Source organism: Pseudoclavibacter chungangensis, assembly GCF_013410545.1.
Lineage (GTDB): Bacteria > Actinomycetota > Actinomycetes > Actinomycetales > Microbacteriaceae > Pseudoclavibacter > Pseudoclavibacter chungangensis.
Map to the genome: position 1 here is coordinate 2,867,712 of NZ_JACCFV010000001.1, position 23,439 is coordinate 2,891,150.

The 23,439-nt window shown below is 70.7% G+C and carries 20 protein-coding genes, 1 tRNA gene and 1 pseudogene; 10 read left to right on the forward strand and 12 right to left on the reverse strand.

The genetic code is table 11. From position 1 onward, the window contains the following. Positions 1-36: 36 nt before the first annotated feature. The 5 genes and pseudogenes from HNR16_RS19050 to HNR16_RS12670 all read right to left on the reverse strand — a co-directional run. Positions 37-471, reverse strand: a pseudogene (locus HNR16_RS19050) (Rv3654c family TadE-like protein); the annotation flags it as partial. After that, on the reverse strand, positions 468-782 hold the full coding sequence (locus tag HNR16_RS12655) for a TadE family type IV pilus minor pilin (protein ID WP_225737796.1): 315 nt from the start codon (positions 780-782) through the stop codon (positions 468-470). The pseudogene HNR16_RS19050 and the gene HNR16_RS12655, both read right to left, overlap by 4 nt. Before the next feature lie 124 nt (positions 783-906). Beyond that, the gene (locus HNR16_RS18880; protein WP_225737809.1) at positions 907-1,095 is read right to left on the reverse strand and encodes a DUF4244 domain-containing protein; all 189 of its coding nucleotides are present in this window, start codon (positions 1,093-1,095) and stop codon (positions 907-909) included. 424 nt (positions 1,096-1,519) lie between these two features. Continuing rightward, complete coding sequence (locus tag HNR16_RS12665) at positions 1,520-2,560, reverse strand: type II secretion system F family protein (RefSeq protein ID WP_158039895.1); 1,041 nt, start codon at positions 2,558-2,560, stop codon at positions 1,520-1,522. Continuing rightward, positions 2,557-3,876, reverse strand: coding sequence for a TadA family conjugal transfer-associated ATPase (locus HNR16_RS12670; RefSeq protein ID WP_158039894.1), 1,320 nt, complete (start codon positions 3,874-3,876; stop codon positions 2,557-2,559). The genes HNR16_RS12665 and HNR16_RS12670 overlap by 4 nt, the downstream gene beginning before the upstream one ends. Before the next feature lie 207 nt (positions 3,877-4,083). Here HNR16_RS12670 and HNR16_RS12675 point away from each other — a divergent pair, with 207 nt between their 5' ends. From HNR16_RS12675 to acs, 4 genes are all read left to right on the forward strand, one after another. Continuing rightward, entirely contained in the window at positions 4,084-5,124 is a 1,041-nt protein-coding gene (locus HNR16_RS12675) for a CbrC family protein (RefSeq protein WP_158039893.1), read from the forward strand. Positions 5,125-5,366: 242 nt separating this feature from the next. Continuing rightward, positions 5,367-5,684, forward strand: a complete 318-nt coding sequence (locus HNR16_RS12680; protein WP_179558243.1) for a transposase — start codon at positions 5,367-5,369, stop codon at positions 5,682-5,684. Then, a complete protein-coding gene (locus HNR16_RS12685) occupies positions 5,681-6,631 on the forward strand; it encodes an integrase core domain-containing protein (protein WP_179558244.1) in 951 nt (316 codons plus the stop codon). The genes HNR16_RS12680 and HNR16_RS12685 overlap by 4 nt, the downstream gene beginning before the upstream one ends. Before the next feature lie 619 nt (positions 6,632-7,250). Further along, positions 7,251-9,215 carry an acetate--CoA ligase gene (acs, locus tag HNR16_RS12690; RefSeq protein ID WP_158040778.1) on the forward strand — a complete coding sequence of 655 codons (1,965 nt, stop codon included), beginning with the start codon at positions 7,251-7,253 and terminating at the stop codon, positions 9,213-9,215. A 69-nt stretch (positions 9,216-9,284) separates the two neighbouring features. Here the strand turns inward: acs and HNR16_RS12695 are convergent, their stop codons facing one another. The 3 genes from HNR16_RS12695 to HNR16_RS12705 are packed head-to-tail and all read right to left on the reverse strand — an operon-like array spanning position 9,285 to position 10,339. After that, positions 9,285-9,686: a DUF3592 domain-containing protein gene (locus HNR16_RS12695; RefSeq protein ID WP_158040777.1), complete on the reverse strand. Its 402-nt coding sequence runs from the start codon at positions 9,684-9,686 to the stop codon at positions 9,285-9,287. Positions 9,687-9,695: 9 nt separating this feature from the next. Then, the gene (locus HNR16_RS12700; RefSeq protein ID WP_158040776.1) at positions 9,696-10,172 is read right to left on the reverse strand and encodes a RidA family protein; all 477 of its coding nucleotides are present in this window, start codon (positions 10,170-10,172) and stop codon (positions 9,696-9,698) included. Continuing rightward, the gene (locus tag HNR16_RS12705; RefSeq protein ID WP_179558245.1) at positions 10,169-10,339 is read right to left on the reverse strand and encodes a hypothetical protein; all 171 of its coding nucleotides are present in this window, start codon (positions 10,337-10,339) and stop codon (positions 10,169-10,171) included. The genes HNR16_RS12700 and HNR16_RS12705 overlap by 4 nt, the downstream gene beginning before the upstream one ends. Before the next feature lie 98 nt (positions 10,340-10,437). On the opposite strand from HNR16_RS12705, the gene HNR16_RS12710 reads away from it, so the two are divergent. The 6 genes from HNR16_RS12710 to HNR16_RS12735 all read left to right on the forward strand — a co-directional run bounded on the left by HNR16_RS12710 (position 10,438) and on the right by HNR16_RS12735 (position 18,029). Next, complete coding sequence (locus tag HNR16_RS12710; protein WP_158040775.1) at positions 10,438-12,969, forward strand: transglycosylase domain-containing protein; 2,532 nt, start codon at positions 10,438-10,440, stop codon at positions 12,967-12,969. Between the two features lie 83 nt (positions 12,970-13,052). Next, positions 13,053-15,563, forward strand: coding sequence for a transglycosylase domain-containing protein (locus HNR16_RS12715; RefSeq protein WP_158040774.1), 2,511 nt, complete (start codon positions 13,053-13,055; stop codon positions 15,561-15,563). 49 nt (positions 15,564-15,612) lie between these two features. Then, positions 15,613-16,527 (forward strand): metallophosphoesterase, encoded by a 915-nt coding sequence (locus HNR16_RS12720; RefSeq protein ID WP_338109167.1) that lies wholly within the window; start codon positions 15,613-15,615, stop codon positions 16,525-16,527. A 56-nt stretch (positions 16,528-16,583) separates the two neighbouring features. Continuing rightward, positions 16,584-16,657 (forward strand) — tRNA-Pro (locus HNR16_RS12725). A 206-nt stretch (positions 16,658-16,863) separates the two neighbouring features. Continuing rightward, the gene (locus HNR16_RS12730) at positions 16,864-17,160 is read left to right on the forward strand and encodes a hypothetical protein (RefSeq protein WP_158040772.1); all 297 of its coding nucleotides are present in this window, start codon (positions 16,864-16,866) and stop codon (positions 17,158-17,160) included. A 191-nt stretch (positions 17,161-17,351) separates the two neighbouring features. Then, positions 17,352-18,029 carry a DsbA family oxidoreductase gene (locus HNR16_RS12735; RefSeq protein ID WP_158040771.1) on the forward strand — a complete coding sequence of 226 codons (678 nt, stop codon included), beginning with the start codon at positions 17,352-17,354 and terminating at the stop codon, positions 18,027-18,029. A 58-nt stretch (positions 18,030-18,087) separates the two neighbouring features. On the opposite strand, the gene HNR16_RS12740 is transcribed toward HNR16_RS12735, so the two are convergent. The 4 genes from HNR16_RS12740 to gcl all read right to left on the reverse strand — a co-directional run bounded on the left by HNR16_RS12740 (position 18,088) and on the right by gcl (position 23,393). Further along, a complete protein-coding gene (locus HNR16_RS12740; protein WP_158040770.1) occupies positions 18,088-18,708 on the reverse strand; it encodes a thymidine kinase in 621 nt (206 codons plus the stop codon). Between the two features lie 159 nt (positions 18,709-18,867). Next, complete coding sequence (gene allB, locus HNR16_RS12745) at positions 18,868-20,226, reverse strand: allantoinase AllB (protein WP_158040792.1); 1,359 nt, start codon at positions 20,224-20,226, stop codon at positions 18,868-18,870. Positions 20,227-20,371: 145 nt separating this feature from the next. After that, entirely contained in the window at positions 20,372-21,556 is a 1,185-nt protein-coding gene (locus HNR16_RS12750) for a glycerate kinase (RefSeq protein WP_158040769.1), read from the reverse strand. Positions 21,557-21,584: 28 nt separating this feature from the next. Continuing rightward, the gene (gene gcl, locus HNR16_RS12755; protein WP_225737872.1) at positions 21,585-23,393 is read right to left on the reverse strand and encodes a glyoxylate carboligase; all 1,809 of its coding nucleotides are present in this window, start codon (positions 23,391-23,393) and stop codon (positions 21,585-21,587) included. Between the last annotated feature and the right edge of the window lie 46 nt (positions 23,394-23,439).

Sequence of the window (23,439 nt, forward strand, 5' to 3'; positions counted from 1 at the left end):
GGCGCGCCGACGGGTGCCGAGCGCGGGGCCGGCTCGCGCGTGGGCCACGACGACGGCCCAACCGAGGTCGACGGAGGTCTCGACCCTCGCCGTCGCGCCGTCGAGGGTGCACGAGCGCATCGTGGCGCCCGCCGTCACGATCACCTCCGCGGCACGCTCGCACGGGTCGCCCGAGACGCGTCCGCTCAACGCGTCGGCCGCCGCGAGCGCACCGGCGTCCGCCGCGGAGCGGGCGCGGGCCTGCGCGGCGAACCCGCCCAGGAGCGGGACGAGCACGAGCGTGAGCACCACGAGCGCCCCGCATACGCCGACGACGAGCACGGCTCCGGCCCCGCGCTCGTCGTGCACGACGCGCCGGGCACGAGCGGCGACTCCGAGCCGGGTCGCGGGGTCTCGTCGCGCCACGGGATCGCGTCCGCCCGCCCCCTCGGCGCGGCAGCCCACCGGTCGCGCGCATCCGACACCCCTCATCGACCCGCCGTGGGCGCGCACGCCCTCGCCCCGATCTCGATCGGCGTCGGCGCACCGACGAGACGCACGTTCGCCGATGCCGTCGCGCACACGAGCTCCACGGATCGATCGGTTTCGAGCGTCGCACCGGGCACGGTCGCGGCAACGAGCGCGCGGGCGGACGACTCCGCCTCGCCTCGGCCGAGTGCGCGAGCCGCGACGGAGGCGGCGTCCTGCAGTCGAACCTGTTGCCCGACGGCGTGCACACCCCCGAGACACAGTGCGAGCACGAGCGCGACGGCGGGCATCGCGATCGCGACCTCCGCGGTCACCGACCCGCGCTCCCCGATCGTCGGCCCGCACCACCGCCACCGCCACCGCACGCGGCTCGCGACGCGGCGCACACGCCCGAGCCCACGCCGGGCGCGACCGTCCCCTCGGCGCTCGGAGGACACCTCAGACGTCGATCGTGAGCGCACGGCGGACGAGGTCCGTGAGCAGTTCCCGCACCTCGTCGCTGCGCATGATCGCGACGAGGAGCCCCGCGAACGCGACCGCCGCCATCGTCGCGATGGCGTACTCCGCCGTGGCCGCGCCGCCCTCGTCGTGGAGCGGACGGAGCGCGGAGCGCGCGTGGCGAGCGATTCGGCCGACGAACCGGGATCTGTTCCGCAGCCCCGTCCCGAATGCATCCGGGCGCGCTCGGGGCTCGTCGGATGCCGGTGGGTGATGAGGCCGGGCACGCCGGCGCATCGGGTGCCCGGTCGCCGGGACGGTGATGTCGTCCCGACGGTGTGGTTCCGCACGCGCCGCACTCGACGCGGCAGCGTCCTCGACTCGTGCGGGCGCCGATCCACTCGTCTCGATGAGCGGCTGATTCATGGGTGTTCCTCCTCGGTCTCGGTCGCGACGGGCGTCGCATCCTCGTGGTCCGGCACGGACCGGCACCGCTCGGTGCCGCGGGTTCAGGGATCGGATTCACGGGGCGGGTTCAGGGGCCGTGAACGGGGCCGGGATCGGGCAGCGATCGGGGCGGGGTGGCGCCGTCACGGGCGAGTGACCGGTGGCATCACGGAACGAACACCGTCCCGCCGATGATCGAGGCGATGAGCGGCACGACGCCGACGGCGACGAACGCGGGCAGCACACACACGCCGAGCGGGAGCACGAGCAGCACCGACAGCGTCGCCGCACGTCGTTCCGCTTCGGCGCGCGCGCGGCGACGGGCCAATGCCGCCTCACCCCGGAGGAGCCGCGCGGCCGGCACCCCGGCCGCGGCCGCGAGCCCGAGCACGTCGTCACAGGCCTCGAGGTCCGACACGAGACGGAACCGCTCAAGGGCCCGCGCGACGCGCGAACGGGCGTCCTCGGGCGCACCGCCGCCGCGCAGGACGAGCGCGACGAGGTCGAGCGCGAGGCCGGGCCGTTCCGCACCGGGTGTCGCCCGGGCGATGAGGGCCCGATTCCACACGCGGGCGAGGAGGAGCAGGGCGACGGCAGCGCCGAGCAGTGCCCCTCCGAGGGGTGTCGTGACGAGCAACAGCAGGCCGTCGGGACCGATCGCGGCGCACAGCAGCAGCCCGACGAGCGGGAGCGCCATGACGAGGCCCGCCGTGGCGCGCGGTGCCGCGAGCGCGGTCTCGATGTCGCGGCGGGCCGCCGCGTCGTCGCGGAAGCCGGACGCGAGTGCGGTCAGGCTCGCGGCGAGCGGCCCACCGCCGCGTTCGGCGAGCTCCCACGCGCAGCCGAGCGTCCGCCAGGTCTCGCACTGCTCGTCCCGAAGGACCTCGGCGACCCCGCGCCCGTCGCGCAGCGCACGGGCGACGGCCGTCTCGACCCGGCTCGGTCCGGTCGGTCGACGTGACCGGTTCGCCTCCGGCACACGCCACCGGCCCCCGCGCGAGCCACCGACCTCCTGCACGTCGTCGCCCGCGGGCGTTCCGCGGAGTCGGGCGAGGAGCCGGGGGCGAGGACGCTCTCGCGAATCACGCGCGGCGTAGCTCGCGACGACCGCCCACGCGAGGGCGGGCGGCGAGCCGGCGGTGAGGAGGGTCGCGAGCCGGTCGACGGTCACGGCCACGCGTTCGGCCTGCGATGTCGAGTTCGTCATCCGCCGGCCGCTCGTCGGCCGCGCTCGTCGCGTGCGCCCGCGGGCGACTCCCGCTGCGCTCCGTGGCACGTGCCCGTTCCTGGCGTCGACGCCGGTCCCGACTCGACCTGCCCCGCCTCCTGCGGGGCGGCGGGGCTCCGCAGGCCGTCCGCCCCAGGTACGCCGTTCCCCTTCTTCGTGCCCCGTTCCTTCGTGTCCCGTCCCTTCGTGCCCTGTCCGTCGCCGACGAGCGTCTTCCCGGGCACCGCGTCCACCTCGCGGACGACGAGTCGGCCGTCGCCGCCGACCGAGAACCGTCCGATCGCCGCAACGCGACGCCGCGTCGCCACGCGCTCGACGTGGACGACCAGGTCGATCGCGGCCGCCGCCTGTCGAGCGAGCGCGGGCGGCTCGAGACCCGCGAGCGCCCCGAGTGCCTCGAGCCTGGCGGGGACGTCGGCGAGCGAGTTCGCGTGCAGGGTCCCCGCGCCGCCGTCGTGGCCCGTGTTGAGTGCCGAGAGCAGTTCGCGGACCTCGGCCCCGCGGCACTCGCCGAGCACGAGTCGGTCCGGACGCATCCGGAGGGCCTCGCGGACGAGTCGCTCGAGCGCCACGGCACCGGCACCCTCGATGTTCGCCTGTCGCGCCTCGAGTGCGACGACGTGGGGGTGTCGTGGCCGCAACTCGGCGACGTCCTCGATCGTGACGATGCGTTCGCTCGGCGCGGCCGCCTCCATGAGCGCGCCGAGCAGCGCGGTCTTCCCGGCGCCGGCCGCGCCCGTGACGAGCACGTTCTCGCGGCGGTCCACCGCGTCGCGCAGGCGTGCCTCGATGCCGGGCGGGAACATGCCGCGCGCCGCGAGCGCCCGCAGGTCGAGCGACTCGGCGCGCGGGAGCCGAACCGACACGAGCGTGCCCGACGTCGAGACCGGCGGCAGGACGACGTGCACCCGAAATCCTGCGCCGAGTCGCACGTCCACGCACGGCGAGCTCTCGTCGACGTGCCGCCCGCCCGCCGCGACGATCGACACGGCGAGCGCACGCAATGCGGCCTCGTCGGCGACCCGCCAGTGGCGCGCACGGACGGGCCCGGCCCCGCGATCGACGAGCAGCGCGTCGGGCCCGTTGACGAACAGATCGGTCACGTCACCGTCGGCGACGTAGGGCGCGAGCGGGCCGAACGCGGACGCGAGTGCACGAGTGAGCGGACGCACCGGTCGCTCGCCGCGCACGCGCGTCCCCGGTTCACGCTCGGGCAATGCGAGGTGGACGACGCGCTCCCCCGGTCGCCGTGGAACGTAGGGGACGATGTCTGCGTCGGCTCGATTCGGGATCATGCGGTGACGCTACGAACCGGCTCGGCGGGAACGCCGACCACCTCCCGCCGCCTGTGGACGGTCCGGATTCCCCGGGCCACTCGCGGCACGGCCCGGCCGTTGCCCGTCCTGCCGAGCGGGACGAGGCGCCCGATCGGGAACCGGCGCGGTGCGAGCCGAGGGCCGGGCCCCCTGTTCGACGACCGTGCGCCTGCCTAAGCTCGCTCCATGGCAGTCCACGACGGTCCGTCGTCCGCGCCGTCGACCTCGTCCGGGTCCGCAGGCGACGTCGAGCCCACCCGCACCGCGGGCGCCACGCCCGCCGACGGCGACGTCGGTGGCGCTTACGAGGCGGAGCTGCGCCGCTGCGAGATCGCGATCGGGATCCGCCTCCCCGAGGCCCTGCGCGCTCGGCTGGGCCGCGAGAACGGCTTCACGATCGACGACGAGGCGGGCCCCACGGGAACCCGCTGGCGGATCCTGCCGGTGCACGACACCTCCACGCCGGCCCGGGACCGCGCGACCACCGACGACGTGACGCGGCGCACCGCGCTCGCGCGTGCGTCCCTCGCGGTCACGCCACCGGGGAGCGGCCCCGCGGCAACGGCCTTCCCGAGCGACGGGGTCGTGATCGGACTCGGCGTCTCACCCCTCGACCTGCTCGTGGTGCGCCCCGACCCGGTCACGCCCGGCGTGCTCGGTCAGGCGCTGCACCGGCGGAACGGCTCCCGCCCCCTCGAGGATCTCGGTGCGCGGTTCGTCGATCTCGCGCCCGACCCCGGGCCGTTCGACTCGGGGGCGCCGCTCCCCCGGTTCCGCTACCACGAGCGGCCCGACCTGACGGGAGCGATCCGACGGTCCGTGCGGGCCTGCAGCGTCTGCGGGCGACGCCGCGGCTGGATCGATCCGCTGGGCCCGGACGCGGTGTGCCCGTGGTGCATCGCCGCCGGGCACGATGCGGGGACCTGCCCCGAGTTCTTCGATGCACCGGTTCCGGCCGAGGTGGAACGCGAGGTGCGGCACGCGACCCCCGGCTTCCTCGGATGGCAGGTGGAACGGTGGCTCACCCACTGCGGCGACGCGGCCGTCTATCTCGGCACGGCGACCCACGAGCAACTCGTGCACCTCCCGGACGCACGCGCCGCGCTCCGAGCGGAGGGCATCGACGAGGGGACGATCGCCACGATCGAGCCCGAGGGCGAACTGCTCGCGCACCTCTTCCGCTGCCGACACTGTGGCGTGCACACGGCCTACGCCGACCCGGCATGAGCGCCACCGACCGGGCGGACCCCGTATCCGGGACCGAGCGCACGAGTCGCATCGAACCGGGTGCTCCCACCGCGCGATCCGTCGTGGCTTATAGGCCAAAAAGAGTGGATGGGTGTTTGATCTTGCCGCGCCGTTGCTGGCGAGGGGCACGATGGTCATGGTCGGTGAGGCTTGGTCGTGGATGTCGCGCGTCAGACTTTGTGGCAGGACCATTGATTGCGTCCTGAACGGAGTGTTTGACCATGGGTAGACCACCAGTGATTCCGGTGGAGAAGAAGACGAGGATCGTGCTCAGCGTCCTCGCCGGCGAGATGACGATCGCCGAGGCAGCGAGGCGTGAGAAGGTCAGCGAGCAGTCGATCGGCCGATGGAAGGCGGACTTCCTCGAGGCCGGGAAGACTGGTCTGGCCGCGGGCAAGTCCGGTCCGTCGTCGCGGGAGCAGCAGCTCGAGGCGGAGGTCGAGGAGTTGACACAGGCACTCGGCGAGGCGGCGGTCGAGATCCGGGTGTGGAAGAAGTCTGCGGAGGGCCGGTTGGGCCCTTCGAGGACCTCGAGGTGATCCGCGTCGAGGCGGGCATGTCGACTTCGAGGTTCGTGAAGCTGATCGACATGCCCGAACGCACCTGGCGGCGCTGGCAGGCCAAGGCGAAGCAGGAGCAGCCACCGAAGGGGCCGTGGCCGCAGCCCGCGCGGGACGCCGCCCGGGATCTGGTGACCAAGCACGCGCTGGCGAAGCCGGCGGGGGGACACCGGAAGATCTGGGCGCTGACCCGCCACGACGGGCACAAGGTGTCGCAGGCGACCGTGCTGCGGCTGCTGCGCGACGGCGGGCTGATCCTGCCGTCGGAGTATCAGAAGCAGCGCCGGCAGCTGGCGAAGGATCGCAAGGCGGCGTTCGCGAAGAACCCGACCGGCCCGAACCAGGTCTGGCAGCTGGACTTCAGCGAGTTCGAGACCACCCAGGGCGGGATCTGGCGGATCGCGGGGTGTCGGGACTGGTTCTCGAAGCTGGAGCACCCGTTCCACGTGTCGCCGACCGCGAACCAGCACGACGCGATCGCCGCGATCGAGCTCGCTCTCGCCGACTACGAGGCGATGTTCGGTCACCCGCTCGTCGACGAATGTCACATCGATGAGGAGACCGGTGAAGTGCTGCCGGTGCTGACGATTGTGACAGACAACGGCGGTCCGTTCCGGTCGCTGAACTTCGAACTGTTCATCATGCGTCATCCGGAGCTACGGCACGTCCGCACCCGGGTGCGCACACCCGGCCAGAACGGGTCACGCGAACGCGGGTTCGGGACGCTGACGTACGAGCGGCTGTTCCTCGATGAGATCCCCGACGCCTTGACGCTCGTCGAGCGCGCCGAGGACTACCGAATCGAGCACAACACCGAGCGCCCTCACGAGGCGATCTCCTGGAACCGGCCACTGGAGGTGCACCTGGGCCTGGCCGATCCCGCCATCCCCACCTTTGAAACCGAAGAAATCCTGCCAACTACTTGACGCGGGACAGAGTGGTTCCTGCTACTCCACGAGATCACCATCGATGACGCGCACCATCACGCGCACCGCCCCGAACCAGCACCCCCCCCACCAACACCGACGAACCCATCGGCCCAGCCCTCTACGACACCGCACTCAGCGCAGACGAAGGCCTCCGGCACCGCACCGGATGGGCAGGACGCGGATGACACGCCCAACACCATCCACTCTTTTTGGCCTATAAGCCTCCGTCGTCGACGAACGAGACGTTCGGCAGAAATGAATGGAGGCGCTCGAACAGGGGGTGTTCGAGCGCCTCCGCCTCACGCGATATAGGGGGGGGGGAATCGCGGGGCAATGACAGCCACAGCAGAGAGCGAACTGTCTGCGCATCAGCATACGACACTCGTTGCGTTTTCAATAGTCCGATCGCACACTCGGGCGTGTCGTCACCCCCGGCCCGATCGAAGGTCACCGCGATCACCCGCGCGACGATCTGCTGATTCCGACGCGACACGGCCCCACCCCCGCCATCCGGGGGGATCGACCCCGAAGCCCGCTGGATAGACTGTGGCCGCTCCCGGGCCTCGTCGACGCGGCCGTGGAGTCCAGACGCAACGACGCGAAGGGAAGTTCACGAGTGAGCGACAAGATCGACTATCTGCTGGAAGACATCGAGACGATCACGCCGTCACCGGAGTTCGTGGCCGCCTCGCCCGTCCCGACGGATCTCGACGAGCGCGCGAAGGCCGATCGGCTCGGGTTCTGGGCCGAGCAGGCCCGAGACCTGCACTGGCACACGCCCTTCACGCAGGTGCTCGACTGGTCCGACGCCCCGATCGCGAAGTGGTTCGACGACGGCGAACTCAATGCGTCGTACAACTGCCTCGACCGCCACGTGCTCGCGGGCAACGGGGATCGCGTCGCGATCCACTGGGAGGGCGAGCCGGGCGACACGCGCACGATCACGTACGCCGAACTGCTCGGCGAGGTGAAGCGGGCGGCGAACCTCTACGAGAGCCTCGGCGTCACCGCCGGCGACGTCGTCGCGATCTACATGCCGATGCTCCCGGAGACGATCGTCGCGATCCTCGCCGCCGCCCGCATCGGTGCCGTGCACTCCGTCATCTTCGGCGGCTTCTCGGCCGACTCCATCCGCCAGCGCGTCGAGGACGCGAACGCGAAGCTCGTCGTGACGACCGACGGGTCGTTCCGCCGCGGCAAGGTGCTCCCGCTCAAGGACACGGTCGACGCGGCCCTCGACGGGGGCGGCGCATCGGTCGAACACGTCCTCGTCGTGCAGCGCGCGAAGAACGACGTCTCGATCACCGAGGGCCGCGACCTGTGGTGGCACGACGAGATCGCCCAGGTGAGCGACGAGCACGTCGCGAAGGCGTTCCCCGCCGAGCAGCCGCTGTTCATCCTCTACACCTCCGGCACGACGGGGAAGCCGAAGGGCCTCCTCCACACGACGGGCGGCTACCTCACCCAGGCGTCGTTCACCCACCGGACCCTGTTCGACCTCCAGCCCGAGACCGACGTGTACTGGTGCACGGCCGACGTCGGTTGGGTGACGGGCCACAGCTATCTCGTCTACGGCCCGCTCGCGAACGGCGCGACGCAACTCATGTACGAGGGCGCGCACGACTTCCCCGACCTCGGCCGCTGGTTCGAGCTCATCCAGAAGTACGGCGTGACGATCCTCTACACGGCTCCCACCGCGATCCGCTCGTACATGAAGACGGGCCGGAAGATCCCGGAGGCGTACGACCTCACCTCGATCCGGCTGCTCGGCTCGGTGGGCGAGCCGATCAACCCCGAGGCGTGGGAGTGGTACCGCGAGGTCATCGGCGGCAACCGCGTGCCCGTCGTCGACACGTGGTGGCAGACGGAGACGGGCGCGGTCATGATCTCCGCGATCCCGTCGCAGACCTCCCTCAAGCCGGGTGCCGCGCAGAAGCCCGTCCCGGGCATCGTCGTCTCGGTCGTCGACGAGCAGGGCAACCGCGTCGATCCGGGCGAGATGGGCCTGCTGACGATCACCGAGCCCTGGCCCGCGATGGCCCGCGGCATCTACGGCGACCGCGAGCGCTACGTCGAGACGTACTGGTCGCAGTTCCCCGGCCGGTACTTCGCGGGTGACGGTGCCGGCGTCGACAAGGACGGCGACCTGTGGCTGCTCGGCCGTGTCGACGACGTCATGAACGTCTCGGGCCACCGGCTCTCGACGATGGAGATCGAGTCCTCCCTCGTCGACCACCCGTTCGTCGCGGAGGCCGCCGTGGTCGGCGCGACCGACGAGACGACCGGCCAGGCCGTCGTCGCGTTCGTCGTGCTGAAGCAGAGCCAGGCGGACAAGATCGCGGCGACCGACCCCGTATCTGACCTGCGCAGCCACGTCGCGAAGGACATCGGCTCGTTCGCTCGTCCGCGCGAGGTGCACATCGTCGACGAGCTGCCGAAGACCCGCTCGGGCAAGATCATGCGCCGCCTGCTGCGCGACGTGGCCGACGGCAAGGCCGTGGGCGACACGACGACACTGACCGACTCGGCCGTCATGTCCGCCATCTCGTCGGGCATGGCACAGGGATCCGCCGACGACTGACCCGCCGGCCGCAGATGCGTGTGGGCCGCACCGGTCGGGGCGGCCCACACGCATCTGCAGGGAATCGGATCAACCGAGACCGCCGGTGATTCCGACGACGAACAGCCCGACGCCCCCGGCCCCCGTCGCGACCGCCGCGAGGACGGTCCCGATGTTCGCCGCACGCGACACGATCTCGTGCTCGCTCGGCTCATCCGGGTTGTACACGACGGGCATCGTGCTCCCCGGCCTCGGCGCCCGGACGAGCACGAGGCTCGTCCGCAAGTGGCGGTTCCCGTCCGCGTCCTCGAAGCGGTAGACCACGGTCGTCCTCGTACCGTCGCTGTCGGATCGCTCTCGCAGTCGCCGGACGGTCGCGACGGCACGAGGCCAGTGCCTACGACGCCGCGCGACCGTCCCGAGCCGCATCAACAGCAGGACACAGGCGAGGCAGAGGACGGCGCCCAGCAGGAACGGGCCCGCGCCCGCCACGGATCCGGCCTAGCCTCGTGGACCGTCCTCGACGGCGACGACGATCTCCAGCTCGACGGGCGAGTCGAGCGGCAGCACCGCGACGCCGACGGCGCTGCGCACGTGCACGCCCGCCTCGCCGAACGCCTCGCCGAGCAGTTCGCTCGCGCCGTTCGCGACGGCCGGCTGCCCCGTGAAATCGGGAGCGGAGGCCACGAAGACGGTCACCTTGACGACGCGCGTGACGCGGTCGAGATCACCGACCACGGACTTCACCGCGGCGAGCGCGTTGAGGGTCGCGATCGCGGCGTACTCGGTCGCCGCGTCGTCCGAGACCTCGGCGCCGACCTTGCCGGTCTCCGGGAGCGCACCCTCGATGAACGGGAGCTGCCCCGAGGTGTAGACGAGTCCCGCGTGCTCGACCGCGGGGATGTAGGCCGCGACGGGTGCCGCGACGGGCGGGAGTCCGAGACCGAGCTGCCCGAGGCGCTCCTCGACCGCGCTCATGCGTCGGCCCCCTCGGCGGCGATCGGACGCTTGAGGTACGCGACCGAACCGCCCTCGGCGTTCACCGTCACCTGCACGAGCTCCCACCCCTGCGTGCCGAGATTCCCGAGGATCACCCCGGGCGTGTGAAGCGGCAAGGGGGTGATGTAGTACTCCCAGGTTTGCACGTTCTCCTCCGACTCGGGCTCGCACCCGCATAGGGCGGGCGGCTCGATCCGGGACGGCGGTCCGACGGCGAGGCCCGCGGTGACTTACCGTAGAGTCTATGGCTGCAGATTCGACCGCGATCGCCCGGGGTTCCCGCGTGAGCGGGATCCTCGGATGGGTGGGGTCCGGCGGGATCGCCGCACTCCTCGTCGGGGTCCTCATCACCCCGCTCCTCTCGATCGGCGGGCTCAACACGAGCAACACCGTCGCCCTGTTCGAGACGCTCCCCGACCACCTCGAGATCGGGCCCCTGCAGCAGAAGACCGAGCTCTACGCCATGAAGGGCGGCGAGCAGGTCAAGTTCGCGGAGTTCTACGCCCAGAACCGCGAAGAGGTCGCGCTCGACCAGATCTCGCCGTACCTGCAGGACGCGGCCGTCGCGACGGAGGACCCACGCTTCCGCGACCACGGTGGCGTCGACGTCATCTCGACCGCGCGCGCCGTGGCCGGGGTCCTCCTCGGCTCGTCGAGCGCCGGCGCGTCGACGATCACGATGCAGTACGTCCGCAACGTCCTCATCCAGAACGCCCTTTCACTCCCCGACGAGACGGAACGGGACGAGGCGTACCGCGCCGCCGTCGAGACCTCGGCCGGACGCAAGCTGCAGGAGATGCGACTCGCGATCGGCGTCGAGAAGCAGTACTCGAAGGACGAGATCCTGCAGGGCTACCTCAACATCGCCCTCTTCGGCGACACGGTCTACGGGGTCGAATCCGCCGCGTACCGCTACTTCGGTAAGTCGGCGGCCGATGTGACGCTCGCCGAGGCCGCGAGCCTCATCGCGATGGTGCAGGAGCCGAACGCGTACCGGCTCGACATCGAGGACAACATCCCCGGCAACCAGGAACGCCGCGACTACGTCCTCATGCGCATGCTCGACGAGGGCAAGATCACGCAGGAGGAGCACGACGAGGCCGTCGCGACCCCCGTCACCCCGAACATCCAGGCGAACACGCACGGCTGCCAGAACGCGACCGACGACGCACAGTACTTCTGCGACTACGTGCGTCGCGTCCTGCTCAACGATCAGGCGTTCGGCTCCACGTTCGAGGAACGGCAGTTCAGTTTCGAGACGAAGGGGTACCAGATCTTCACGACCCTCGACCTCGACCTCCAGGCGTCGGCGCGCGCGACGATGGCGAGCGCCGTGCCGTCGTCGATGGAGGGCGTCGACATCGGCGCGGCCGCCTCGATGGTCGAGAACGGCACGGGGAAGATCCTCGCGATGGTGCAGAACACGACCTTCGACGAGACCGAGGCGGCGGCGGCGACGCCCGGCGCGACCTCGATCAACTACAACACCGACTACGAGTACGGCGGCTCGACGGGCTTCCAGGTCGGATCGACGTACAAGATCTTCACGCTCGCGGAGTGGATCGCGGAGGGACACTCACTGTACGAGAGCGTCCCCGCCCAGAACCGCTCGTTCAACCAGGCGAACTTCCGGGACACGTGCGGCCCCGACAACGGCGGCCCGTGGGCGCCGACGAACGACGGCGGCGCGCGGTTCGGCAGCGTCTCCGCCCTCACCGCGACGACGGGCTCCATCAACACGGCGTACGTCGCGATGGCCGAGCAGCTCGACCAGTGCCGCATCCGCGACACCGCGATCGCGCTCGGCGCACACCGCGCGGACCACCAGATGAACCTGTCGCTCCCCTCGGCCGTCCTCGGGACGAACGAGATCGCGCCGCTCGCCATGGCACAGTCCATCTCGGGCCTCGCGGCCGGCGGCTCGTCGTGCTCGCCGATCGCGATCGACCGCATCGAGCTGCGCGACGGGACCCCCGTGACCGCACCGCCGTCGAACTGCATCCAGGCGGTGACGCCGGAGGTCGCGGCGACCGTCAACGAGGCGCTCGAAGCCACCGCGTCCGGCGGGACCGCGGCACCGTCGAACCCGGGCATCGTGCCGATGACCGGAAAGACCGGGACGACGGACGACGCGATCCACACGTGGATCGTCGGCGCGACGAGCAAGGTGGGCCTCGCGGTCTGGGTCGGCAACGCCTCGGGCCAGGCCTCGATGTACAACCTCGATCTCCCGCTCGCCTCCGGTTCGCAGACGCGGCACGTGATCTTCAAGGACATCATGTCGGTCGCCATGCAGAAGTACGGCGGCGACGCCTTCCCGACCGTGCCCGAGAGCACGACGGAGGAGGAGGCCGCGACTTCGGCGACGATCCCCGACCTCACGGGGCGCACGACGGACGAGGCGAGGACCCTGCTCGAGAGCCTCGGCTACTCCGTCGCGATCGGCTCCCCCGTCGTGTCGGCCCAGCGGACGGGGACGGTCGACCACACGATCCCGTCACCGAACACGCGCGTCAACACGAAGACGACCGTCGTGATCTCCCCCTCGGTCGGCGACTCGCTCGACGGGGCGGTGATCATGCCGGATGTCTCGGGCATGAGCTTCGACGATGCGCTCGGGAATCTGGCTGCCTCCGGTCTGACCGGCGGGACGCGATACGAGATGCAGGAGGCCAATTCCCAGGTGCCCGCGGGAACCGTCATCCGCTCGAATCCCGTGCCCGGGACACCGGTCGATCCATCGATCCCCGTGGAGCTGTTCGTCTCGACGGGGTGAGTTCGCCGTCGGCGTCCGGCCCCGGCCGTGGTCATTCAGGAACGGTGCTCGGTCCGCCCTCGAAGTGACTTACTCTAGAAGACATGTCTGCACCGAACACCACGCCAGCAACCGGCAGTGTGCTGGCGAACCTGCTCGGCGTCCTCGGCATGAGCGGCATCGCCGGCGTGCTCGTCGCCGCGATGGTCACGCCGCTCATCGCGGTGCTCGGCGTCACCGCCAACAGCTCCATCAAGCTCTTCGAGGACCTGCCCAGCTATCTCGAGATCGGCGCGCTCCAGCAGAAGACGGAGCTGTACGCCAATCAGGGTGGCCAGCCCGTCAAGTTCGCGGAGTTCTACGCGCAGAACCGCGAGTCGGTCTCGTACGACCAGATCTCGCCGAACCTCGTCAACGCGGCCGTCGCGACGGAGGACCCCCGCTTCTACGAGCACGGTGGCGTCGACGTCATCTCGGCCGCACGCGCCATGCTCATGTCGGTCATGAGCGACAGCGGCGCGGGTGCGTCGACGATCACGATGCAGTACGTCCGCAACGTCCGCGTGCAGACCGCGGAGAACATCCCCGACCCGACCGAGCGGGAGATCGCCTACGAACAGGCGACCGAGGTCAACACGGGACGCAAGCTGCAGGAGATGCGGCTCGCGATCGGCGTCGACAAGGAGTACTCGAAGGAGGAGATCCTCCAGGGATACCTGAACATCGCCCTCTTCGGTGGCACGATCTACGGCGTCGAGTCCGCCGCGCAGTACTACTTCGGCAAGTCGGCCGCGGACGTGACGCTTCCCGAGGCGGCGAGTCTCATCGCGATGGTGCAGGAGCCGAACGCGTACCGGCTCGACATCGAGGAGAACATCCCCAACAACCAGGTCCGTCGTGACTACGTCCTCATGCGCATGCTCGACGAGGGCAAGATCACGCAGGAGGAGCACGACGAGGCGGTCGCCACGCCCGTCACCCCGAACATCACGCCGTCCAATCACGGCTGTCAGAACGCGGGCGGGAACGCCCAGTACTTCTGCGACTACGTGCGCAACGTCGTGCTCAACAACGCCGCCTTCGGTGAGACGCAGCAGGAGCGATCGTTCAATCTGCAGACCAAGGGCTACCAGATCTACACGACCCTCGACCTCGACCTGCAGGACTCGGCGCAGGCCACGATGAACGCGAACGTCCCGGCCACGTCGGACGCGCTCCAGCTCGGCTCCGGCGCCACGATGGTGGAGGCCGGAACGGGCAAGATCAAGGCGATGGTGCAGAACACCACGTTCAACGAGACCGATCAGACCGCGCCCGGTGAGACGTCGGTGAACTACAACACCGACTACGACTACGGCGGTTCCACGGGGTTCCAGGTGGGATCGACCTACAAGATCTTCACGCTCGCGGAATGGCTCGCGACGGGCCACTCGCTCAACTCGGCGGTCAACGGCGCGAACCGCGCGTTCAACCTGATCGACTTCAAGGACTCCTGCAACGGCTCGGACGGTGGCACGTGGTCGCCCGGCAACGACGGCGGCCAGAAGGTCGGGAACATCACGGCCCTCCAGGCCACGGTCCAGTCGGTCAACACGGCCTACGTCGCAATGGCCCAGCAGCTCGATCAGTGCCGGATCCGCGACACCGCGATGGCGCTCGGTGCGCACCGCGCGGACGGGCAGATGAACGAGTCGAACCCGGCCGCCATCCTCGGCACGAACCAGATCGCGCCGCTCAGCATGGCGACCGCGGTCGCGGGTCTCGCGAACAACGGCATCTCCTGCTCACCCATCGCGATCGAGAGCATCACGCTCTCGGACGAGGCGAAGACCGCGGTCGACGTGCCGCCGTCGACGTGCCAGCAGGCCGTCTCCTCCGACACCGCGGCGGGCGTCAACTCGGCCATGCAGGCCGTCGTGAGCGGCGGCACGGCGTCGGCGTCGAACACGGGCACGGGCATCCCCATGACCGGCAAGACGGGATCCACCGACGACTACATCCAGACCTGGATGGTCGGCGCCACGACGAAGGTCGGCCTCGCGGTCTGGGTCGGCAACGTCGAGGGCAACGTCTCGCTCATGAGCCTCGGCATGAACACCATCCGACACACGCTGTTCCGCAACATCATGACGACGGCCATGGGCATGTACGGCGGTGACGCGTTCACGCCGCCCGGTGCGAGCGCGACGAAGCCCGACATGGCGACGATCCCGGATCTCGCAGGGCAGACGACGGAGCAGGCGCAGGCCACGCTCGAGGGCCTCGGGTTCTCGGTCGCGATCGGCAATCCGGTCTCGTCGGCACACCCGGCGGGGACGGTCGCGAGCACGCTGCCGTCGGCGAACACCTCGGTGCAGACCGGCACGACCGTGACCATCAACCCGTCGTCGGGTGTCCCGGAGGCGAACAACATCGCGATGCCCGATCTCGCGGGCATGACGAGCGCCGAGGCGCAGAGTGCGCTCTCGGCCGCCGGATTCTCCTCCGGAACGATCCTCGAGCACCCCGAGGCGAGCTCCACGGTGCCTGCGGGGCAGATCATCAGGTCGGATCCACCCGCGGGCTCGCAGGTCTCCTCGAGCAGCGACGTGCGCATCTATGTCTCGACCGGCTGACCGGCACGTGCACACCGGACGGCCCGCGACACGCTCGCGGGCCGTCCGTGTGGTGCGCGCGAGTGGGCTCGGGCTCGCGGCGGTCGCCGCGACCGGGCTGGCGACCCTCCTCTATGGGGTCTTCGTCGAGCGACTCCGATTCCGGCTCCGACGCGTCGAGGCCCCCGTCCTGCCGTCGGGTTCGGTACCCATCCGCATCCTGCATCTGAGCGATTTCCACCTCGCGCCGTGGCAGACGATCAAGCAGGACTTCGTTCGCGAGCTCGCGACACTCGAGCCCGACCTGATCGTCGACACGGGCGACAACCTCGGCCACTCCGACGTGCTCCCCGCGCTCCGGGACATGCTCGAGCCGTTCCGCGGCGTACCGGGCGTCTTCGTGTACGGCTCGAACGACTACTACGGCCCCGTGCTGAAGAACCCGTTCACGTACTTCGCTCGGACCCGCAAGGTGAAGGTCCGTGCACCGAAACTCGACATCACGGGGCTCGAGGCACTGCTCACGGAGGAGATGGGCTGGCACTCGTTGAACAACGACGCCACGACGATCGAGGTGTCGGGACGTCCCATCCACTTCGTCGGGGTCGACGATCCGCACATCAAATACGATCGGCCGGCCGAGGCACGCGCCGCGTTCGAGAACCTCCACCGTGCCCCTGGCGAGACCGTCGTCGCGCTCGCACACGCGCCGTACCAGCGCGTCCTCACCGAGCTCACGGAGCTCGGTGCCGACGCGATCTTCGCCGGGCACACGCACGGCGGTCAGGTGTGTGTGCCGCTGTACGGCGCCCTCGTCACGAACTGCGACATCCCACGCCGTCAGGTGTCAGGAGCGAGCTCGTGGCGATCCGCGACACGACGCGCGTTCCTGCACGTCTCGCGGGGTCTCGGGACGTCCATCTACGCACCGATCCGCTTCGCCTGCCCTCCCGAGGCGACACTCGTTACCCTCACGCCACGCTGATTCGCGAGCGCCCTCCCGTTCGGCTACACTGATCGAGTTCGCGCCCGCGCGGACACCGGGGTGTGGCGCAGTTTGGTAGCGCGCCTCGTTCGGGACGAGGAGGTCGTGGGTTCAAATCCCGCTACCCCGACCGGTTGTCATGTCGGCCCGCTGACGTGACGACGACACGGCCCTCCGATCATCTGATCGGAGGGCCGTGTCGATTCCACCCGGCCCGCGTGCGACGCGCGCGGGGGCGGTGAGATCGTGGGCTGATCAATGGCGAAATCCTCGGAACGAGGAGCGCGGCGCAACCGACCGAGGGGGTGTGCGTTCGGTTCCCTCGTCTCGGCGGCCATGATCTCCACACTCGCCACGCTGTACACCGTGGGGCTCCTCGTCGTGGACGCGATCAACGTCCTCGGCGGTGAGCCGCTCGCCGATGTCGTCGCGCGCGACGGTCTCATGCCGATCGTCCTCCACTTCGGCATCACGCTCGCCTCGGTCGGGCCGACGTTCAGGGCGCTCAGCGCACGGCGCCGCGAGCCCGATCAGCCCGGATACGCACTGGCCGCGCTCGCGCTCATCGGTGGATCGCTCGTCCTGCTCGTGATCGCGGCGGCTGCCGGGCTCGTCCTCCGCTCGATCGTGTGAGCGGGTGGGAGTCGCCCACGCGGCGGCTCCTCGATCCGACGCCGCCCGTCGCAAAGTACTCACCGAGCCGCGACATCCGTCAGGACGCGATGCCGCGCGTCCCCGGGGCACGTGCGTCACCAGGACCCGCGCGGCCCGCTTCCGTCGTCGGAGCGGGAATACGCCCGGCGCCCCGGCCGGTTGCACCCCGTATGAGCGAACCCATCAGGATCGACATCTGGAGCGACATCGCGTGCCCGTGGTGCTACATCGGCAAGCGGCATCTCGAGCAGGCCCTCGAGCGCACGGCCGACGACGAGAACGCCGGCCCCGTGGACATCGTGTTCCACTCCTACGAGCTCTCACCCGACACCCCCGTCGACTTCCGGGGTGACGAAGTCGACTTCCTCGTCGCCCACAAGGGACTCCCCCGCGAGCGCGCGGCGCAGATGCTGGAACACGTCGCGGACGCGGCAGCGGCCGCAGGACTCGAGTACCGCTTCGATCTGCTCCGTCACGCGAACACCGTCCGAGCCCACGAACTCCTGCACCTCGCGCGCACGGAAGGCGTCCAGCTCGAGCTGGAGGAGCGCCTCATGCGCGCCTACTTCACGGAGGGGCGCGACCTCGGCGACCTCGAGGTGCTCCTCGAACTCGGCGCCGATGTCGGCATCGACCGCGCCCTCGCACGCGAGGCGCTCGAATCGAACCGCTATCTCGACGACGTGCGGGCCGACGAGGCCCAGGCCCGATCGATCGGCGTCACGGGCGTCCCGTTCTTCGTGTTCGACCGCGCGTACGCGTTCGCCGGTGCCCAGCCCGTCGACACGTTCGTCGAGGTCCTGCGGCGGTTGCGCAGCGGTACGGTCGAGACGCAGCCGACGCACTGACGACCCGACCGCTGCGGCCCGACCGGTCGTGCCGGTCGGGCCGCCCGCCGATCGGGTCTCAGCGGTCCCAGGCGTCGCTCGCGAGTCGACCGCCCGATGCGGCCAGGTAGTCGGCACCGCACAGCGCCTCGTACGTCACGTCGCCCTCATCGATCGCGATCTGGCCGCCGTCGAAGACGTACTCGCCGTCCACGAGTCGCGCGTTGAAGATCGCCTTGCGACCGCACCGGCAGATGGTCTTGAGCTCCTCGAGCGAATGGGCGATCTGCAGGAGGCGCGCGCTGCCGGGGAACGCGACGGTGCGGAAGTCGGTGCGGATGCCGTAGGCCATGACGGGCACCTCGTCGAGGACGGCGAGCCGCAGCAGGTCGTCCACCTGGTGCTCCGTGAGGAACTGAGCCTCGTCGACGAGCACGCACGCGACCGTGCGGCCGTCGCCGGGGCCCGGGCGCATCGCGTCGCGTAGCAGGTCCCGCACGCCGTCGTCGGGCGCGATGAGGACGTCCGCACGCCTCGTCATCCCGAGTCGCGACGCGATGTCCGCGTCGGCCTTCGTGTCGAGCGCGGGCTTCGCGAGGAGTACGCGCTGCTCACGCTCCTCGTAGTTGAACGCGGCCTGCAGCAGCGCCGTCGACTTGCCGGAGTTCATGGCGCCGTAGCGGAAGTAGAGCTTGGCCAAGGCGGCGTCCTCCGGGTCTCGGGTCTCGCGCATCCGCCTCACGCGGGCCGGACGACCCGTCGATCGTAGCCCGGACGGCCCGACCCCCGGACGCCGAGCGTCGGTGCGCCGCCCGCCGCACGCCCCATGGGGCGGTGGGCGGCACGTCCGACGGGTCCGTCAGTCGACCATGCCGCGACGCAGCAGACGCCCCTGCGGCGTGCGCCCGTCGACGAGCTGTCCGCGCAGGTAGGTGCGACGGACGACGCCCGCGAGCGCGCGGCCCGCGTACGGCGTGATCGGGTTCTTGTGGTGCAGCTTCGTCACGTCGACGAGGTACGCGTCGTCGGCCGCGAACACCGAGAAGTCGGCGTCGAAGCCGAGCGAGATGCGTCCCTTGCGCGTCAGCCCGGCGAAGCGCGCGGGCCGGTCGCTCATCCACGACACGACGGTCTCGAGGTCGATGCCGCGGTGACGCGCCTCGGTCCAGATGAGCGAGAGGCCGAGCTGGAGGGAGGACACCCCACCCCAGGCGACCGCGAAGTCGCCGTTGTCAAGGTCCTTCAGGTCGAGCGTCGAAGGCGAGTGGTCCGAGACGATGAAGTCGATCGTGCCGTCCTCGAGCCCCTGCCAGAGGAGCTCGCGGTTGCCGGCCTCGCGGATCGGCGGGCAGCACTTGTACTGCGTGCCGCCCACGGGGATCTCCTCGGCCGTGAGTGTGAGGTAGTGCGGGCACGTCTCGACCGTGAGGTGCACGCCGTCGCGCTTCGCGCTGCGGATCATCGCGAGCGCGTCGGACGAGGACAGGTGCAGCACGTGCGCGCGCGCCCCCGTCCAGCGGGCCCGCTCGATCACCTCGGCGATCGCGATGTTCTCCGCACCACGGGGTCGCGATGCGAGGAACTTGCCGTAGTCGTCGCCCTCGGGCGACGGGGCACGGTCGATCGCGCGCGAGTCCTCGGCGTGCACGAGCATGACGGAGTCGAACGACGCGAGCTCGCGCATGTCCGTCTCCATCTCGTCGGCGTCGAGCGGCGGGAACTCGTCGACGCCCGAGTGCAGCAGGAAGCACTTGAACCCGAACACGCCGTCGTCGTGCAGGGCGCGCAGTTCGCCCGTGTTGCCGGGCACCGCACCGCCCCAGAAACCGATGTCGACGTGGGCCTGGTCGCACGCGACGTCGCGCTTCACCTCGAGTGCGGCGACGTCGATCGTCGGCGGGATGCTGTTGAGCGGCATGTCGACGATCGTCGTCACGCCACCGGCCGCGGCGGCGCGCGTCGCGGACGCGAAGCCCTCCCACTCCGTGCGGCCGGGTTCGTTGACGTGCACGTGCGTGTCGACGAGGCCGGGGATGAGCGTCTCGTCGTCGGCGAGCTCGACGATCTCGTCACCCTCCAGCCCGTTGCCGAGCGGTTGGAGTGCGACGACGACACCGTCGCGCACCCCGACCTCGCGCGGACGGATGCCGGAGGTGGTGAGGACCCGTGCACCGCGGATCACGAGGTCGTAGCGCTCCGAGCCGTCGACGGCACGCACGTCGCCGTCGACGTCCGTCCGCGCGGCGTCCCGGTCGGGAGCCGGTGCACCGTTCTCGGTGTTCTCGTTGGTCACGGTCGTTCCTTCCGGTTGTGTTGGTCGCGGCGGACGCCGGATCGTTCCGATCCGGCTCCGTCGCCCGGGATCAGACCCCGGCGCGGTCCTCGCGCACGGTGTCGTCGGCCGCGGCGTTCGCCGATTCGGCCTGGAAGTGTTCGGCCGCGATGTCGCGACCGATCGAGCGGAGGAGCGTCGCGGCCTCGCGGATGCTCGTCTCGGCGTCCGGGGCGCGGTCGCTCGTGGCGTAGCAGGCCGCGAAGCCCGCGTCGCGCCACTGCGACTCATCGAGGAGCGAGCGGCCGCACACGGCGACCGTCGGGACGCCGTGCACGTTCGCGACGGCGACGACGCCCATCGGGGTCTTGCCGCCGAGGCTCTGCTCGTCGAACGAGCCCTCACCCGTGATCGCGAGGTCCGCGCCGCGCATGCGGTCGTCGAGGTCGGTGAAGCCGACGACGACCTCGACACCCGGGCGTCGTTCGGCACCGAGCGCGGCGAGCGCACCGTAGCCGACCCCGCCCGCGGCACCGGCACCGGGGTGCACCCGCGCCGAGGTCCCGTCGCCGCCCACGGCTGCGTCGAGCGCGTCGGCGAACGCCGCGAGTCCGGCGTCGAGCGCGGCGACGTCGTCGGCCGACGCGCCCTTCTGGGGTCCGAAGACCGCGGCCGCGCCGGCGTCGCCGAGCAGCACGTGATCGACGTCGCTCGCGAGCACGACGGTCGCGTCGGCCAGGCGCGGGTCGAGCCCCTCGAGACCGACGGTCGCGACGTCGACGAGTGCACCGCCGCCGTCCGCGACCTCGTTCCCCTCGGCGTCGAGGAGCGTCGCCCCGAGCGCCGCGAGCATCCCCGCGCCGCCGTCCGTCGATGCGCTACCGCCGATCGCGAGGACGAGTTCCCGCGCGCCCGCGTCGAGCGCCGCGCGCACGAGCTCGCCCGTGCCGCGCGAGCTCGCACGCAGTGCATCGCGCTCCTCGCGCGGGAGGAGTTCGAGCCCGGACGCCGCGGCCATCTCGATGACCGCGACGCCGTCGCGCAGTGCCCACACCGCCTCGACGGGCGCCCCGAGCGGGCCCGACACGGTCGTCGTGCGCCGCTCGAAGCCACCACCGAGCGCGGCATCGACCGTGCCCTCGCCGCCGTCGGCGACGGGCACGACGTCGATACCGAGCGTCGGCAACGACTCGCGGAGCCCCTCCCCGACCGCCTGCGCGACCTCGGTCGCGGTCAGCGACCCCTTGAACTTGTCGGGTGCGATGACGATGCGCACGGTGCTCCCCTCGTCGGGCGGTGTGTCGTCACGCGCCTGCTGGTGCGGTGACGGGCGTCATCGGGATCGTAGCGGTCGGAGCGTCGTCGGGTCCGGACGCGAGGTCCTCGAACTCGTTGATCGCGTCGATCCCCGCGCCGCCCATCGAGATGTTCGTGACGCGTTCGAGGATGACCTCGACGACGACCGGCACCTGGTGCTCGGCCATGAGCGCCTTCGCCTCCGCGAACGCCCCGGCGAGATCGCCCGCCTCACGCACGCGGATCGCCTTGCAGCCGAGCCCCTCGGCGACCTTGACGTGGTCGACGCCGTAGCCCTCGGTCTCGGGGCTGTTGACGTTGTCGAAGCCGAGCTGCACGTGGAAGTCCATCTCGAAGCCGCGCTGGGCCTGTCGGATGAGGCCGAGGTACGAGTTGTTGACGAGCACGTGCACGTAGGGCAGCTTGAACTGCGCACCGACGGCGAGCTCCTCGATGAGGAACTGGAAGTCGTAGTCGCCCGAGAGCGCGACGACGGGCGCCGTGGGGTCGGCGACGACGACGCCGAGTGCGGCCGGCATCGTCCAGCCGAGGGGGCCGGCCTGGCCGGCGTTGATCCAGTGGCGCGGCTTGTAGACGTGCAGGAGCTGCGCGCCCGCGATCTGCGACAGGCCGATCGTCGTGACGTAGCGGGTGTCCTCGCCGAACGCGCGGTTCATCTCCTGGTACACGCGCTGCGGCTTGATCGGCACGTTGTCGAAGTTCGTCTTGCGCTGCAGGGCGCCCTTGCGCTCCTGCGTCTCGGCGACCCAGTCGCTGCGATCCGCGAGGGATCCGGCGGCGGCGCGCTCGCGGGCGAGTTCGAGCAGGCCGCGGACCGCGGCACCCGCGTCGGACACGATGCCGAGATCGGGCGTGAAGACGCGGCCGATCTGGGTCGGCTCGATGTCGATGTGCACGAAGCGGCGACCGCGCGTGTACACGTCGAGCGCACCCGTGTGGCGGTTCGCCCAGCGGTTGCCGATCCCGATGACGGCGTCCGAGGCGAGCAGGTTCTCGTTGCCGTAGCGGTGCGAGGTCTGCAGCCCCACCATGCCGGCGTGCAGCGGGTGGTCGTCGGGGATGATGCCCCAGCCCATGAGCGTGGGCACGACGGGCAGGTTGAGCGTCTCGGCCAGGCGCTGGAAGTCCTCCGCGGCGTCGGCGTTGATGATGCCGCCGCCCGCGACGAGCACGGGCTTCTCGGCGCTCTGGATGAGGTCGAGCACCGCCTCGAGCTGCTCACGGGTCGCCTCGGGACGGGCGACGGGGAGGGGCTCGTAGAGGTCGATGTCGAACTCGATCTCGGTCTGCTGCACGTCGATCGGGAGGTCGATGAGCACGGGGCCCGGGCGGCCCGAGCGCATGAGCCGGAACGCCTCCTGGAACACGCCGGGCACCTGCCCCGCCTCGAGCACGGTCTTCGCCATCTTCGTGACGGGCGCGGCGATCGAGGCGATGTCGACCGCCTGGAAGTCCTCCTTGTCGAGCTTCGCGACGGGTGCCTGGCCCGTGATGCAGAGGATCGGGATCGAGTCGGCCGATGCCGAGTACAGGCCCGTGATCATGTCGGTGCCGGCCGGACCGGAGGTGCCGATGCAGATGCCGATGTTCCCCGCGGCGGCACGCGTGTACCCCTCGGCCATGTGCGAGGCGGCCTCGACGTGGCGGGCGAGGACGTGGCGGATGCCGCCGTGGGCGCGCATCGCGGAGTAGAACGGGTTGATCGCGGCGCCCGGCAGGCCGAACGCCTGCGTCGCGCCCTCCTTCTCGAGGATGAGCACGGCGGCGTCGACGGCTCGCATGGTGGTCGTGGTCATGGTGGTCTCCCTGTGGGTACGGCGGGTGCGGGGCGCCATCGCCCCG

Excerpts from the sequence above, each read along its gene's own strand:
- HNR16_RS12665 (WP_158039895.1), bottom strand. The coding sequence starts at position 2,560 with ATGACGAACTCGACATCGCAGGCCGAACGCGTGGCCGTGACCGTCGAC.
- HNR16_RS12670 (WP_158039894.1), bottom strand. The coding sequence starts at position 3,876 with ATGATCCCGAATCGAGCCGACGCAGACATCGTCCCCTACGTTCCACGG.
- HNR16_RS12675 (WP_158039893.1), top strand. The coding sequence starts at position 4,084 with ATGGCAGTCCACGACGGTCCGTCGTCCGCGCCGTCGACCTCGTCCGGG.
- HNR16_RS12680 (WP_179558243.1), top strand. The coding sequence starts at position 5,367 with ATGGGTAGACCACCAGTGATTCCGGTGGAGAAGAAGACGAGGATCGTG.
- HNR16_RS12700 (WP_158040776.1), bottom strand. The coding sequence starts at position 10,172 with ATGAGCGCGGTCGAGGAGCGCCTCGGGCAGCTCGGTCTCGGACTCCCG.
- HNR16_RS12710 (WP_158040775.1), top strand. The coding sequence starts at position 10,438 with ATGGCTGCAGATTCGACCGCGATCGCCCGGGGTTCCCGCGTGAGCGGG.
- HNR16_RS12715 (WP_158040774.1), top strand. The coding sequence starts at position 13,053 with ATGTCTGCACCGAACACCACGCCAGCAACCGGCAGTGTGCTGGCGAAC.
- HNR16_RS12730 (WP_158040772.1), top strand. The coding sequence starts at position 16,864 with ATGATCTCCACACTCGCCACGCTGTACACCGTGGGGCTCCTCGTCGTG.
- HNR16_RS12735 (WP_158040771.1), top strand. The coding sequence starts at position 17,352 with ATGAGCGAACCCATCAGGATCGACATCTGGAGCGACATCGCGTGCCCG.
- gcl (WP_225737872.1), bottom strand. The coding sequence starts at position 23,393 with ATGACCACGACCACCATGCGAGCCGTCGACGCCGCCGTGCTCATCCTC.